The sequence below is a fragment of the Candidatus Frankia nodulisporulans genome, from assembly GCF_902806475.1.
Classification (GTDB): Bacteria; Actinomycetota; Actinomycetes; order Frankiales; family Frankiaceae; genus Frankia; species Frankia umida.
Genome location: NZ_CADCWS010000095.1, coordinates 1 through 14345, shown reverse-complemented (window position 1 = coordinate 14345; position 14345 = coordinate 1). Strand labels below are relative to the sequence as shown.

Sequence of the window (14345 nt, the reverse complement as noted above, 5' to 3'; positions counted from 1 at the left end):
CCAGGCGGGCGGAGTTAAAGATCTAACCCGCCGCCCGCGATCTAACCCCGAACGATCACGAAAACCAATCGCCAACTAGTCACTGAACGTAGCCCGAGAGGACCGATCATGGCCGACATCGACGGCGGGCAGGACAACCGCCCATGACCGGCTACCCACCCGCCAGGGACGCCCCGGGCACCCGCACACGCACCCCCGCACGAGCACACCCCCCGGCCCCGCCTGTCGCTGAGGACCTGGCTGCCCCCGCGCCGCCGGTGACCTTCCGCAGTCCTTGCTTGCTGAGGGAAAGTCTCAAAAGTCTCACCGCAGCCCGCTCGGACCCGCCCGCGCACCCCATCGTCCCTGGTCGCCCGGGGGAGTCCGGGAGTCCTGCGACTTCTGCGACTTCTGCGACTTTGACTGACAGTCACCGGCTTGCTGGTCGGCAACCTCCCCTCACCAGCATCTCCCGCCGCCAGTGCGGCCCCCGGTGAGCCGCCCGGCGATGCTCGCCGCCGCCGCCGGCTACGCCGACCGGGGATGGCCCGTGTTCGTCCTGGGCCGCTCGAAGCGTCCCGTCGCCAACTGCGACGCCTGCCGCACCGCCGGACCCGACCACGATCCCGACGCCTGCCGCTGCCTGACCTGCCACAGCTTCTACGCCGCCACCTGCGACCGAAACCGCATCGTGGCCATGCTCGCCGCCGTCCCCACCGGCATGCTCGCCATCCGCACCGGCACCGCCTCCGGCCTGGCCATCATCGACATCGACCCCCGCAACGGCGGCACCCTCGACCGGTCGCTGATGACCCCCACCGCGGCCGTGCGCACCGGCGGCGGCGGATGGCACCTGTACTACCAGCACCCGGGCGGTTCGCTGCCTTCCCGGCCGCTGCTGCCCGGGGTTGACCTCAAAGCAGACGGCGGCCTGGTCGTCGCCCCACCCTCACGCAACCCGACCACCGGCCTGACCTACCAGTGGACCGGCACCCGGCCGGTAGTCGAGATGCCCCCCGCCCTCGTCACCGCCGCCCGCACCCCACCCGAGGAACCCCGGCCCGTCGCCCCCGGCCGCACACGACGCCCCGCTGCCGGCCAGCACGGCACCGCACCAGGGGGAGGGGGCATCTCAGACCCTGCCGCGCTCCTAGCCGCGCACCTGGCCGCCATCGACCGCGCCCCCGAAGGACGCCGGCGCACCACCCTCTACGGCGCCGCCCGTGGGGTCGCCCGCCTGGTCGCCGCCGGCCACCTCGACCTCACCGACGCCATCACCGCCCTCACCGACGCCGGCCACCACGCCGACCAGACCGACCGCGACATCACCGCCGCCATCACCGGCGCCTTCCGCGACGAAGGCGTCCCCACATGAGGGCCCCACCCGCACCCGCCACCCACCCGAACGTCAACGGCGACCCCGGCAAACACCGCCAAGCACCCGCCAGGGCCGCCCACCCCCACCCGCTCGAAACGGAAGAAGGCGACACCATCGTGACCCCTCATCCCGTCCTGGAACAGCGAGACCACGGGACCCGTGTGGTCTCTTCCCCGGCGCCGATCGACGTCGCGCCGACCCCCCTGGGCGTCGTGCTCACCGTCGACCAGGCCGCCGCCCGCATGAACATGAGCGTCCGCTACGTGCGACGTCTGGTCGCAGACCGCCGCATCGCCTTCCACCGGGTCGGCAGGTCCATCCGGCTCATTGCCGCCGATGTGGACGCCCACGTGGCCGCCGGCCGGGTCGAACCCCTGACCACGTCCGAGGTCTGGCGCAACCTGCGGAGCGTCGGCTGATGCCCGCCCGCCGCCGCTTCGGCAGCATCCGCCGCCGCGAGTCCGGCCGCTACCAGGTGCGTTATCCGGGAGCCGACGGCCAGATGCGCACCGCCCCGGACACCTTCGCCCGCAAGAGCGAGGCAGAGCGGTACCTGACGCTGATCGAAGGCGAGATCATGCGCAAGGAGTGGATCGATCCCGAGCGCGGCAAGGTGACGCTGACGGACTACGGCGAGCGGTGGATCAGGCAGCGTCCGAACCTGCGCCCCAGGACGGTGGAGCTCTACACCGGGCTGTTCCGGCGGCACATCAAGCCCGACATCGGCGGTGTGCCGATCGGCCGGCTCACCACGGCGATGATTCGGGAATGGCGTACCAATCTGCTCGACAACGGCGTGTCGGTGGGAACCGTCGCCAAGGCGTACCGCCTGCTACGCGCTGTGCTGATGACCGCCGTCCGGGAAGACGAGATCATCAAGACCAACCCGTGCCGCATCCCGGGTGCGGACCGGGAGCACGCTCCGGAACGCCCGGTCCTGACCATCCCGCAGGTGCTCGACCTGGCCGACAAGCTCGGTGGCCGCTACCGCGCGCTGGTGCTCGTGACCACCTTCGCCTCCCTGCGTTGGGGTGAGGTCACTGGGCTACAGCGATGCGACATCGACACCGACGCCGGCACGGTGCGGGTGAGGCAGGCCGCAGTAGAGGTTCCCGGGCAGGGAGTTGTGATCGGCCCGCCCAAGTCCCGTGCGGGTCTCCGGACGGTCAGCCTCCCGACCGCCGTCCTGCCGGCCGTCCGCACCCACCTTGCCGAGTTCGTGGCTGATGACCAATCGGCATATGTGTTCACGGGCCCGACGGGCGTCCTGCTGCGTCGGGGGAACTTCCGGAAACTGGTCGGGTGGTCGGCCGGGGTGGCTGCCGTCGGAGCGCCGGGGCTGCACTTTCATGACCTACGTCACACCGGTAACACGCTCGCGTCGAAGACGGGGGCAAGTCTGCGGGACCTGATGACGCGCATGGGGCACGACTCGCCCCGCGCCGCACTGATCTATCAGCACGCATCCGCCGAGGCAGACGCGGCGATTGCGGATGCCATCAGTGCCGCGCTGATAGGCAAGAAGGAGGGTCCGGAACCCCCGGCGACACGCGCGGAAGACGACCCGGATGACGGCGCTGCGGGAGCACTTATCCCGGCCTAATGGCCCGTGGATGGCCCGTGGGCGATCATGATGGGCCGTCAGGATCTTCGCCCCTGGCCGGATTTGCACCCTGGCCAGGGGAGGACGGGTGGAGCGGGTGACCGGGATCGAACCGGCATGGCCAGCTTGGAAGGCTGGGGCTCTGCCATTGAGCTACACCCGCGAGGTGATCGAGGTGATCGAGGCCAGCTTACCCCGTACTATGGGGAGGCGACGCCACGGGGCGTAGCGTAGTGGCTAGCGCGCCTGCTTTGGGTGCAGGAGATCGGGAGTTCGAGTCTCCCCGCCCCGACCGACAGCCCGATAGCCTCGGCGTGTCATCCCGTCCGACGTCGTACCAGGAGACAGCCGCGCCGTGAAGGCCACCAAGGAGACCCTCAGCCCGACCCGGGTCAAGCTCACCGTCGAGGTGCCCTTCGACGAGCTCAAGCCCTCGCTCGACGCCACCTACCGCAAACTCGCCCGCCAGGTGCGGGTCTCGGGCTTCCGGCCGGGCAAGGTGCCGCCGCGGATCCTCGACCAGCGGCTCGGCCGCGGCGTGATCCTCGACGAAGCCGTCCAGGAGGCACTGCCGCAGCTGTACTCCGAGGCCGTCCAGGCCGAGGAGGTCGACGTGCTGTCGCGGCCCGAGGTCGACATCACCGAGTTCGCCGACGGCGGCCAGCTGGTGTTCACCGCCGAGGTCGACGTGCGACCCGAACTGACGCTGCCGGAGTTCTCCGACCTGTCCATCACGGTGGACGCGGCCGAGGTCACCGACGAGCAGATCGAGGAGCAGCTCGTCGGCCTGCGAGACAGGTTCGCCCAGCTCACCCCGGTCGAGCGTCCGGTGCAGGACGGCGACTTCGTCTCCCTGGACCTGTCCGCCCAGGTGGACGGCGAGCCGGTCGAGGGCGCCGAGGCGACCGGCCTCTCCTACGAGGTCGGCAGCGGGAACCTGGTCGCCGGCATCGACGAGGCGATCATCGGTGCCGCCGACGGCGAGTCCCGTACCTTCACCACCGAACTGCTCGGCGGTGACCAGGTCGGCCAGTCGGCGGAGGTCACCGCGACGGTGCGCGGGGTCAAGGAGAAGGACCTGCCGGCGCTCGACGACGAGTTCGCCACCATCGCCAGCGAGTTCGACACGCTCGAGGAGCTGCGGGCGGACGTGGCCCGTCGCCTCGAGCAGACCCGCCGCGCCGAGCAGGTCGGGCAGGCCCGGGAGAAGCTGCTCGAGGCGCTGCTGGAGCGGGTCGACGTGCCTGTCCCCGAGTCGCTGCTGGCCAGCGAGCTCGAGGCGCGTGAGCACCGGCTGACCCACGAGCTCGAGCACCTGGGCACCGACCGGGCCGGCTACCTGGCCACCCTGGAGAAGTCCGCCGAGGAGTTCGACGCCGAGGTGCGGGAGAACGCCGGCAAGGCGATCCGCTCGCAGTTCATCCTCGACGCCGTCATCGACGCCGAGTCGATCGGCATCGATCAGGGCGAGCTGATGGAGCAGGTCATCATGCGCGCCCAGCGTTCCGGGGTGCAGCCCGACGTGTTCGCCCAGCAGCTCGCGCAGGGCGAGGGTCTGCAGGCCCTGATGGCCGACGTGCTGCGGACCAAGGCCCTGTTCCTGCTGCTGGAGAGTGTCGCGGTGGTGGACGGCGAGGGCAGCCGGGTGGAGCTCGCGCTGCCCAGCCGCGCCTCGACCGAGGGTGACGAGGCCGAGGGCGACGCACCCGCGGCGGAGGCGGTCGAGGGCGACGAGAGCGCCCCGTCGGCCGAGGCGGCCACCTCCGCCGAGTCCACCTCCGCCGAACCGGCCGCGGCCAAGGGCAAGGTTCGCGACCGCGACATCTGAGTTCCGCCCCGCACGGCAGGGGCGCCCCGCGGGCGCCCGAACGGCCGCTGCGTCACCGATGGCCCCCGGGATACATCCCGGGGGCCATCGTCGTTGAGCGGCCCGTACGGTCGGGCGTGGCCGGCACCGACGCGACCAGGGGTCACCGCGTCGCCGAACGTGGCCGGGTGCCGACGGGTCCCGCCGGGTGCCGCGGGGCGTCGCCAGGGGGCGGTTGGACTGGCCGGTCCTCACGCCCAGCGCGAACATCGAGCCGGAAGGACCGGAACTCGCGCGTGTCACAGATAGTGTCGAGCCGGTCAATCAGCCGCCCCATGTGAGGAAGCCGAGGAGCTGACCGTGAGTAACCTCGCAGTTCCGCGCCTGCCCGTCTCGGGTTCGGAGCTCCGTTCGCCCGGCCAGGGCGGACCCGCGTTCGACGACCAGGTCTTCAACCGACTGCTGGCCAACCGGATCGTCTTCCTCGGCTCGGTTGTCGAGGACTCGATCGCCAACACGATCTGCGCGCAGCTGCTGCTGCTCAACGCGGAGGACCCGACCCGCGACATCTTCCTCTACATCAACTCGCCGGGCGGCTCGGTCAGCGCCGGGATGGCGATCTACGACACGATGCAGTTCGTCGAGAACGACGTCGCCACCGTGTCGCTGGGCCTCGCCGCGTCGATGGGCCAGTTCCTGCTGTGCGCGGGGGCCGCGGGCAAGCGCTACTCCCTGCCGCACGCGCGGATCATGATGCACCAGCCGTCCGGTGGGATCGGTGGTACCGCCTCCGACATCGCCATCCAGGCGGAGCAGATGCTCTACACCAAGCGGAAGATGCAGGAGCTGATCGCGTTCCACACCGGCCAGCCGATCGAGCAGATCGAGGCCGACTCCGACCGTGACCGGTGGTTCACCGCCGGGGAGGCGAAGGACTACGGCTTCGTCGACCACGTCGTCCAGCAGGCCCGCCAGGTCCCCAGCGAGGGTCCGGTGAGCTGAGCGGCCCACCGGCCGCCGCTGGCCACCGCCCCCCACTGGCCGCCCCTCACCCGGACCGCACGTCGTCATCCGCTTCCCGGAGGCACCCACCATGTACCACGAGACGCTCTACCAGCAGATGCGGTCCGACCAGGCCCGCCAGGCCGCCATGATGGCCCCGCAGGGCCGCTACGTCCTGCCGAACATCATCGAGAAGACGTCCCGCGGCGAGTACGGCATGGACCCGTACTCGAAGCTGCTCAAGGAGCGGATCGTCTTCCTCGGCGTGCAGATCGACGACGTGTCGGCCAACGACGTGATGGCGCAGCTGCTGTTCCTGGAGTCCGAGGACCCGGACCGCGACATCTCGATCTACATCAACTCCCCGGGTGGGTCGTTCACGTCGCTGACCGCGATCTACGACACCATGCAGTTCGTCCGACCCGACATCTCGACGATCTGCATGGGCCAGGCCGCCTCCGCGGCCGCGGTGCTGCTCGCCGCCGGTACGCCCGGCAAGCGGTTCGCCCTGGAGAACAGCCGGATCCTCATCCACCAGCCGTCCGCCCAGGGTGAGGGCCAGTCCAGCGACATCGAGATCCAGGCCCGCGAGATCCTGCGGATGCGGTCGCTGCTGGAGCGGATGCTCGCCGTGCACACCGGCCGCAAGGAAGAGGCGATCCGCAAGGACATCGAGCGGGACAAGATCTTCAGCGCCGAGGAGGCCAAGGCGTACGGCCTGATCGACGAGGTCATCAAGACCCGCAAGTCCTCCCGGCTCGCCACCACGAGCTGAGCGGTGCGCCTGTCGTGTCCCGGTGTGGCAGACCTGCGACGCCGGGACACGGGTGGGTGCAAACGTGGTCAGCGGGTCCAGTCCGTGACGCCTTGGCCTAACGGGACGGTGTGGACGCGCGAGGTCGGCCCAGGTGACCGTAGGCTGACCGGTATGAGCCGAGCGATAGGGCACTCACCGGGTCGCTCGGCGGGGTACCGTCCCCACGGGGATGGTTGCAGGCAGACACGCGACGACCGGGCGGTGTCAACCGCCCCTGACACGCAGGCGACACCATCGTCTGGACGAAGGGACTGAGTCCTCGGTGGCACGCATCGGTGATGGCGGTGACCTGCTCAAGTGCTCGTTCTGCGGCAAATCGCAGAAGCAGGTGAAAAAGCTCATCGCCGGCCCTGGCGTCTATATCTGCGACGAGTGCATCGATCTGTGCAACGAGATCATCGAAGAGGAACTCTCGGAGTCCTCCGAGCTCAAGTGGGACGAACTCCCCAAGCCGCGTGAGATCTACGAGTTCCTCGACGGCTACGTCGTGGGCCAGGAGACGGCGAAGAAGACCCTGTCGGTCGCGGTCTACAACCACTACAAGCGGGTGCAGGCCAGCGGATCCGCGACCGGCGACGGCAGTAAGGGCGAGGTCGAGCTCGCCAAGAGCAACATCCTGCTGCTCGGTCCGACCGGCTGTGGCAAGACCCTGCTCGCGCAGACCCTCGCCCGGATGCTCAACGTCCCGTTCGCCATCGCCGACGCGACCGCGCTCACCGAGGCCGGTTATGTCGGTGAGGATGTCGAGAACATCCTTCTCAAGCTCATCCAGGCCGCTGACTATGACGTCAAGAAGGCCGAAACCGGCATCATCTATATCGATGAGGTCGACAAGATCGCGCGTAAGTCCGAAAATCCCAGCATCACCCGGGATGTCTCCGGGGAAGGCGTGCAGCAGGCGCTGCTGAAGATTCTCGAGGGCACCACCGCGAGCGTGCCGCCGCAGGGTGGCCGCAAGCATCCGCACCAGGAGTTCATTCAGATCGACACCACGAATGTCCTGTTCATTGTGGGTGGTGCGTTCGCCGGGCTGGACCGGATCATCGAATCCCGGATCGGCAAGAAGTCCCTCGGTTTCCGCGCCGTGCTGCACGGCAAGGACGACCCGGACGCCGCCGACGTCTTCGGCGACATCATGCCCGAGGACCTGCTCAAGTACGGCATGATCCCCGAGTTCATCGGCCGGCTGCCGGTGCTCACCAGCGTGTCGAACCTCGACCGCGAGGCGCTGATCCGCATCCTCACCGAGCCGAAGAACGCGCTGGTCCGCCAGTACAAGCGTCTGTTCGATCTGGACAACGTCGACCTCGACTTCACCTCCGACGCGCTGGAGTCCATCGCCGACCAGGCGATCCTGCGCGGCACCGGCGCCCGTGGCCTGCGGGCGATCATGGAGGAGGTGCTGTTGTCGGTCATGTACGACATCCCCAGCCGCAAGGATGTGGCCAGGGTCGTCGTCACCCGCGAGGTCGTCCTCGAGCACGTCAACCCGACGCTGGTGCCCCGGGACGTCGCCTCCAAGCGTGCCCCCCGCCAGGAGAAGTCCGCCTGACCGTACGAGCACCGCACAGCACGGCCCCGTAGGGGAACGCGCGGGCACCGTACGCAGGCGCGAGGCCGCGTCCGACCACGTGTCCGGCGGCGCGGCGCGTGCTGGTCAGCGCGTGCTGGTCAGCACGCGGCGGGCCTCGGTGAGGTGGTAGAAGGACCCGGTCACCAGGATCGCCGTGGCGGGCGCCGCCTGTTCCAGGGCGTGGCGCACGGCGGTGGCGACATCCGCCAGGGCCAGTGCCGGCCGAAGGCCGAGCCGTCCCGCCGCGGCGACCAGCTCCTGGGCGGGGATCGCCCGTGGGGACGCGGGCTCGCAGCACAGCACCGCCGCGACCCGGTCGGGGTCCAGTTCCGCGAGGGTGGCCTCGAAGTCGTGGCCGCGCAGCGCCCCGTAGACCACGTTCCACCGTTGGCCCGGGAACTCCTCGGCCAGCGACCGGGCGAGCGCCGCGGCGGCGGCCGGGTTGTGCGCGCCGTCGAGCACCCGCGGCGGATCGGTGCCGACGATCTCGAGGCGCCCCGGCGCCCGGACGGTGGCCAGGCCCGCCTCGACGACGTCGGCGGGCAGCCGGTGACCGACGAAGGCCTCGACGGCCGTGAGGGCGCAGGCGGCGTTGGTATGCTGGTAGGTGCCGTGCAGCGCCAGCAGCACATCGTCGTAGCGGGCCAGGGGTGTGCGCGGATCGCCGCGGCGGCCGGCGCCGGCGGGGTCCGGGCGGCCGTTGTCGAAGGCGAACTGCGCACCGAGGCGCACCACGTCCGCGGCCGGGGTGCGGGCGAACACCGGGTCGAACCGGGTCGCGACGTCGCCGAGGACGAGCCGGGTCCCGGGCTTGACGATGCCGGCCTTCTCCTGGGCCACCCCGTCCAGGCTGCCGGCGTAGTCTAGGTGGTCCGCGCCCACGCTGGTGACCACCGCGACCCGTCCGTCGGCGATGTTGGTCGCGTCCCATCGGCCGAGCAGGCCGACCTCGACCACCGCCACGTCCACGGCGCGCTCGGCGAACCAGCCGAAGGCGGCGGCGGTGAGCAGCTCGAAGAACGTCGGACGCTCGGTCATCGGCGCGGCCGCGTCCACCGCGGCGCCGACACAACGGGCGAACGCCTCGTCGTCGGCGGGCTGGCCGTCGAGCACGAGCCGCTCGTTGACCCGTTCCAGATGCGGGCTGGTGTACAGCCCGACGCGCAGCCCCGCCGCGCCGAGCAGCGACGCGGTGATCCGGGCGGTGGACGTCTTGCCGTTCGTGCCGGTCAGATGGATCACCGGGAACCGGCGTTGCGGATCGCCGAGGCGCCGGGCCAGTTCGCGCATACGGTCCAGGCTCGGCACCGGTGGCTGCGCGGTGATCGCCTGTTTCTCCAGGTCGACCGATTCGTTCAACGCCTGACACGCCGCCGCATATGTCCACGTCACCGGCTGACTTCGCCTCCCTGACCCCGCGGCGCCGAGCGCTGCCGCACTGGTGTCCGCCGCCCCGACCTCGGACCGACGGACCCCGACTGACCGGCCTCGACAGTAGCGACTTGGGCAACACGGACGAACAGTTCGGACCGTCCGGAGAGCGAACGTGCCGCAGCACACCCGGCCGGATCGGCCCCCGTAGGATCGGGGACGTGACAGGCGCCACGGTCAATGCCGGTAGCACGCCCGACTCAGGTTCCCCCGCGTCCCCGGGTCAGGTGGCCTGGTCGGGTCCGTCCCGGTTCGCGGCCGCCTACGCGCGACGGGCCGGGGTCACGGCGCAGCCCGGGCTCGAGCGGCTACGCCGCCTGCTCGACCTGCTGGGCCAGCCGCAGCGGTCGTTCCCGAGCATCGTCGTCGCCGGTTCGGTGGGCAAGAGCTCGACCCTCGCCGTGATCACCGCCCTGCTCGAGGGGTTCGGTGTCCGCGCGGGCAGTCTGCGTGCGCCCGACTGGCTCGGCCCGGCCGAGCAGGTGGGGCTGGGCGGCGCCCGGATTCCGGCGGACGTGCTCGAACGCGCCTTCGACGACATCGAGCCCTACCTGCCGTTGGTGGAGGATGACGGCCACCTCGGCGCCCGCGAACTGCTGCTCGCGGTCGCGATCGCCGCCTTCGCCGACGCCCCGGTCGACCTCGCGGTCATCGAGTCCGGCGGCCCCGGTTCCGAGCTGCCCGGTGCGGGCGGATTCGGTGACCTGGCCGACCTGCTCGACGTGCCGGTCGCCGCGGTGACGCCGGTGGCCCCCGCCTGGTCCGACGCCGGCTGGTCCGACGCCGGCTGGTCCGACGCCGGCTGGTCCGACGCCGGCTGGGCCGACAGCGGCGGGTCCGACGGTGGCGAGTCCGGCGCCGGCCGGTCGGGTGATGACTGGTCCGAGGATGGCGGTTCGGACGGTGGCGGTTCCGCCGGTGGCTGGTCGGTCGACCTCGCGGGGGAGGCGGACGAGCCGCGGCTCGACCGGGTCGCCGCGCCGGTGGGAACCGTGATCCGTTTCGGCACGCTGGTCGTGCTCGCCCAGCAGGCGCTGCCGGCGGCCCGGGCGTTGCTGCGCCGGGCCGCGCTGGCCGGCAGCACGGTGGCGCGTGAGGGCATGGAGTTCGGGGTGCTGGGCCGCCGGGTCGCCGTCGGCGGCCAGATGATCACGCTGAAGGGGCTCGGCGGTACCTACGAGGAGCTCTTCCTGCCCTTGCACGGCGCGCACCAGGCCCACGACGCCGCGGTCGGGCTCGCCGCGGTCGAGGCGTTCCTCGGCGGTGGGCAGAACCAGCTTGACCTGGACATCGTGCGGGCCGCACTCGCCCAGGTGGACGGCCGAGGCCGGCTCGAGGTGGTCCGGCGCAGCCCCACCATCGTGCTGGACGTGGCCGACAGCCCGCCCGCCGTCACCGCCGTGGTCGAGGCCCTGCACGAGGCGTTCGGCTTCGACTCCCTGGTCGCCGTCGTCGCCGTGGAGGGGGACGAGGCCACGGCGGCTCGGATGCTCGCCGTGCTGGAGCCGGTCCTGGCCGCGGTGGTGCTCACCGACGGCGCGACGGCGGGCGCCCTGCCCGTGGACGATCTGGCCGCCGTCGCCGGCGGGGTGTTCGGCGCCGACCGGATCGAGGTCACCCCCCGGCTCGACGACGCCCTCGACGACGCGGTTCGCCTCGCCGAGGCCGAATCCGAGCTCGGTGGGGCCGGGGTGCTGGTCCTGGGTTCGGCGCCCGTTGTGGGACGGGCGAGGGCGTTGCTGCGCTTCTGAGGCGGCCCGGTTCGGGCATGGTGATGTCTGCGGCACCCTGTAAGTTGACGTGGGGCCCACGGGCTCCACTGACGACGATGTCGATGATCGAGAAGGAGTACCGTGTCCGCCGAGCGCACCCTCATCCTGGTCAAGCCGGACGGCGTCAGCCGTGGTCTCGTCGGTGAGGTGGTCGGCCGGCTCGAGCGCAAGGGGCTCAGCCTGGTGGCCCTCGAGCTGCGCACGCTCGAGCGTTCGGTCGCCGAGACGCACTACGGCGAGCACGCGAGCAAGCCGTTCTTCGGTGAGCTCGTCGACTTCATCACCTCCGGTCCGCTGGTGGCGCTCGTCGCCGAGGGTCCCCGTGCGGTCGAGGCCTCCCGCGGCCTGATCGGCGCGACCGACCCGGTGAAGGCCGTTCCCGGCTCGCTGCGTGGTGACTTCGCCACGGAGATCGGCCAGAACCTCGTGCACGGCTCCGACTCGCCGGAGTCCGCCAAGCGGGAGATCGACCTGTTCTTCCCCGGCCTGAGCTGACGTTGGTACCCGTTCGAGGTCAGCCTGTCCGGCCGGCCTCGAACGGCGGCCCGCCATGGTCGCTGGGCCCGGCATGCGGCACCTGTTCGGAAAACCGCGCTGTGTAGGTTCTTTCTGACGCCTGGGTATCCAGCGGGTCGATCCGGCGCAACCGTGACACGAGTGGTTTGACCGCCGTCCGGGACGGCGGGTGGCCGCACGGCGGTCTACCCTTGCGATACTCGCCCGGAGCGTGTTCGGTGGGTCGCGCGGGCCGGCTGTGCCGGTCGGTCGCACGCATCGCGGCAGGCTCGGCGGCCAGCCCTGCCCGAGCAACGAACCCTGTACGTGATTCACGCGGTTGTCCGGTTCCGGTGACCACCGGCGTCGCCGCGCCGAAGGCGGCCAGGACCGCATCCCCCCGGGAAGGTCGGTACCGACGATGTCCAGCTCACTGTCGTTTCTCGGTCGTGACATGGCCGTTGACCTCGGTACCGCCAACACCCTGGTGTATGTGCGGGGGCGCGGCATCGTCCTGAACGAGCCGAGTGTGGTCGCGATCAACACGAAGACCTCGGGCATTCTCGCCGTCGGTACCGACGCCAAGCGCATGATCGGCCGCACGCCGGGCAACGTCGTCGCGGTCCGTCCGCTCAAGGACGGCGTCATCGCCGACTTCGAGACCACCGAGCGGATGCTGCGCTACTTCATCCAGAAGGTGCATCGTCGGCGTCACTTCGCCAAGCCGCGTCTGGTCGTCTGTGTGCCCTCGGGAATCACCGGTGTGGAGCAGCGGGCGGTCAAGGACGCCGGTTACGAGGCCGGTGCCCGCCGGGTGTTCATCATCGAGGAACCGATGGCCGCCGCGATCGGCGCGGGCCTGCCGGTGCACGAGCCGACCGGCAACATGGTGGTCGACATCGGTGGCGGCACCACCGAGGTCGCGGTGATCTCGCTGGGTGGCATCGTCACCAGCCAGTCGATCCGCACCGCCGGTGACGAACTCGACGTCGCGATCATCTCCTACGTGAAGAAGGAGTACTCGCTGATGCTCGGCGAGCGCACCGCGGAGGAGATCAAGATGGCGATCGGGTCGGCCTTCAAGGTGCCCGACGAGCCCAGCGCCGAGATCCGCGGGCGCGACCTGGTCACCGGCCTGCCCAAGACGATCGTGGTGTCCGCGGAGGAGATCCGCAAGGCGATCGAGGAACCGGTCAACGCGGTGATCGACGCGGTCAAGGTGACGTTGGACCGCTGCCCGCCGGAGCTCTCCGGCGACATCATGGACCGTGGCATCGTCCTGACCGGTGGTGGCGCGTTGCTACGCGGTCTGGACGAGCGGCTGCGGCACGAGACCGGTATGCCGATCCACATCGCCGAGAACCCGCTGCATTCGGTGGCGATGGGCTCGGGCAAGTGCGTCGAGGAGTTCGAGGCGCTGCAGCAGGTGCTGATCTCCGAGCCGCGGCGCTAGCGCCGGACCCGCGGCGCACCCGGCGTCCACCGCCCGGTCACCCCCCTGGGGGAGCACCTCCGGGTGGGGCCACGGGGAGAATCCGCCTTGCGGTCCCGCCCCGGCGGGCAACGACCGGTCCGATCCGGGAACATCGCGGCGAGGTCGGTCGTCCGATGAAAACGATGGGTGGTGTCCCCGCGCGCCCGATCGCGGCGCGTACGCGATCGCGGTGTGGGACCTGAGAGCTCGTTCGGAGGCTGCTGTGGGGCGTGACACGAGGCGATCCCGCCTGGTGATCGTCGCTCTGCTCGTCGCGGCGTTCACGCTGATCACCCTCGACTACAAGACGGGACGTTCGGCGACCGGCGCCCGAGGCGTCGTGCACAGCGCGCTCGGCGGCGTCGAGGACGGCGTGAGCGCCGTGTTCCGGCCGATCGGCCACACCGTCTCGTCGCTGGCCCACCCCAACCGCTATCACGACCGGGCCGACCGGCTCGCCCAGGAGAACGCCCGGCTGCGTCGTGACCTCGCCGACGACAGGACGATCACGCAGACCGGTAAGGAGCTCGCCGATCTGCGGTTGCTGGCGAACAAGGGTCAGTACACCATGGTCCCCGCCCGGGTGATCGCGATCGGCGACGTCACCGGCACCGACTGGACCGTGACCATCAACGCCGGCAAGGACGACGGCATCGCCACGGACAAGACCGTCCTGAACGCCGACGGCCTGGTCGGCACGGTCGCGTCGGTGACCGCCCACACCGCCGTCGTGCGACTGGTCTGCGATCCGAACAGCCGGATCGGTGCCCGGCTCGAACGCACCCAGCTCCTCGGCGCGGTGGCCGGGGGGCAGGGCCCGTCCACCCTGGTCTTCACCGTGTACGACGCGTCGTTCCGGGTGCAGAAGGGTGACCGGCTCACGACCTTCGGCAGCCTGGACTACGTCGCCGGCGTGCCGATCGGTGAGGTCACCAAGGTCACCGACGTCGGCGGGCTGTCGCGCACGGCGGAGGTGCGACCGTACGTGTCCGTCGGCACGCTCGACCTCGTCGG

12 protein-coding genes and 2 tRNA genes are annotated in these 14345 nt (G+C 70.7%); 12 read left to right on the top strand and 2 right to left on the bottom strand.

Annotated elements, in window-relative coordinates; all coding sequences use genetic code 11:
• The first annotated feature begins 472 nt into the window (after positions 1 to 472).
• The 3 genes from G6R24_RS10920 to G6R24_RS10910 all read left to right on the top strand — a co-directional run bounded on the left by G6R24_RS10920 (position 473) and on the right by G6R24_RS10910 (position 2960).
• Positions 473 to 1354, top strand: a complete 882-nt coding sequence (locus tag G6R24_RS10920; RefSeq protein ID WP_225438389.1) for a bifunctional DNA primase/polymerase — start codon at positions 473 to 475, stop codon at positions 1352 to 1354.
• Between the two features lie 119 nt (positions 1355 to 1473).
• Positions 1474 to 1776, top strand: a complete 303-nt coding sequence (locus tag G6R24_RS10915; protein WP_225438388.1) for an excisionase family DNA-binding protein — start codon at positions 1474 to 1476, stop codon at positions 1774 to 1776.
• Positions 1776 to 2960 (top strand): tyrosine-type recombinase/integrase, encoded by a 1185-nt coding sequence (locus G6R24_RS10910; protein WP_163549143.1) that lies wholly within the window; start codon positions 1776 to 1778, stop codon positions 2958 to 2960. Before G6R24_RS10915 ends, G6R24_RS10910 begins: the two co-directional genes overlap by 1 nt.
• 89 nt (positions 2961 to 3049) lie before the next feature.
• On the opposite strand, the gene G6R24_RS10905 is transcribed toward G6R24_RS10910, so the two are convergent.
• Positions 3050 to 3123, bottom strand: a tRNA-Gly gene (locus G6R24_RS10905).
• A gap of 56 nt (positions 3124 to 3179) precedes the next feature.
• Between G6R24_RS10905 and G6R24_RS10900 the strand changes: the two genes are divergently transcribed.
• The 5 genes from G6R24_RS10900 to clpX all read left to right on the top strand — a co-directional run bounded on the left by G6R24_RS10900 (position 3180) and on the right by clpX (position 8138).
• Positions 3180 to 3252: transfer RNA gene (locus G6R24_RS10900), tRNA-Pro, on the top strand.
• Between the two features lie 63 nt (positions 3253 to 3315).
• Positions 3316 to 4788, top strand: coding sequence for a trigger factor (gene tig / locus G6R24_RS10895; protein ID WP_163549142.1), 1473 nt, complete (start codon positions 3316 to 3318; stop codon positions 4786 to 4788).
• 339 nt (positions 4789 to 5127) lie between these two features.
• Positions 5128 to 5769 carry an ATP-dependent Clp protease proteolytic subunit gene (locus tag G6R24_RS10890; protein WP_163549141.1) on the top strand — a complete coding sequence of 214 codons (642 nt, stop codon included), beginning with the start codon at positions 5128 to 5130 and terminating at the stop codon, positions 5767 to 5769.
• A gap of 148 nt (positions 5770 to 5917) precedes the next feature.
• A complete protein-coding gene (locus G6R24_RS10885; protein ID WP_276511369.1) occupies positions 5918 to 6544 on the top strand; it encodes an ATP-dependent Clp protease proteolytic subunit in 627 nt (208 codons plus the stop codon).
• Between the two features lie 304 nt (positions 6545 to 6848).
• The gene (clpX, locus tag G6R24_RS10880) at positions 6849 to 8138 is read left to right on the top strand and encodes an ATP-dependent Clp protease ATP-binding subunit ClpX (RefSeq protein WP_163549139.1); all 1290 of its coding nucleotides are present in this window, start codon (positions 6849 to 6851) and stop codon (positions 8136 to 8138) included.
• 105 nt (positions 8139 to 8243) lie between these two features.
• On the opposite strand, the gene G6R24_RS10875 is transcribed toward clpX, so the two are convergent.
• Positions 8244 to 9518 carry a bifunctional folylpolyglutamate synthase/dihydrofolate synthase gene (locus tag G6R24_RS10875; protein ID WP_225438386.1) on the bottom strand — a complete coding sequence of 425 codons (1275 nt, stop codon included), beginning with the start codon at positions 9516 to 9518 and terminating at the stop codon, positions 8244 to 8246.
• Between the two features lie 233 nt (positions 9519 to 9751).
• Between G6R24_RS10875 and G6R24_RS10870 the strand changes: the two genes are divergently transcribed.
• The 4 genes from G6R24_RS10870 to mreC all read left to right on the top strand — a co-directional run.
• On the top strand, positions 9752 to 11341 hold the full coding sequence (locus tag G6R24_RS10870; protein WP_225438385.1) for a glutamate ligase domain-containing protein: 1590 nt from the start codon (positions 9752 to 9754) through the stop codon (positions 11339 to 11341).
• Between the two features lie 102 nt (positions 11342 to 11443).
• Positions 11444 to 11857, top strand: coding sequence for a nucleoside-diphosphate kinase (gene ndk / locus G6R24_RS10865; protein ID WP_163549136.1), 414 nt, complete (start codon positions 11444 to 11446; stop codon positions 11855 to 11857).
• Positions 11858 to 12278: 421 nt separating this feature from the next.
• Positions 12279 to 13310 carry a rod shape-determining protein gene (locus G6R24_RS10860; RefSeq protein ID WP_163549135.1) on the top strand — a complete coding sequence of 344 codons (1032 nt, stop codon included), beginning with the start codon at positions 12279 to 12281 and terminating at the stop codon, positions 13308 to 13310.
• A gap of 244 nt (positions 13311 to 13554) precedes the next feature.
• A partial coding sequence (gene mreC / locus G6R24_RS10855) for a rod shape-determining protein MreC (RefSeq protein ID WP_163549134.1) occupies positions 13555 to 14345 on the top strand: 791 nt, incomplete at its 3' end.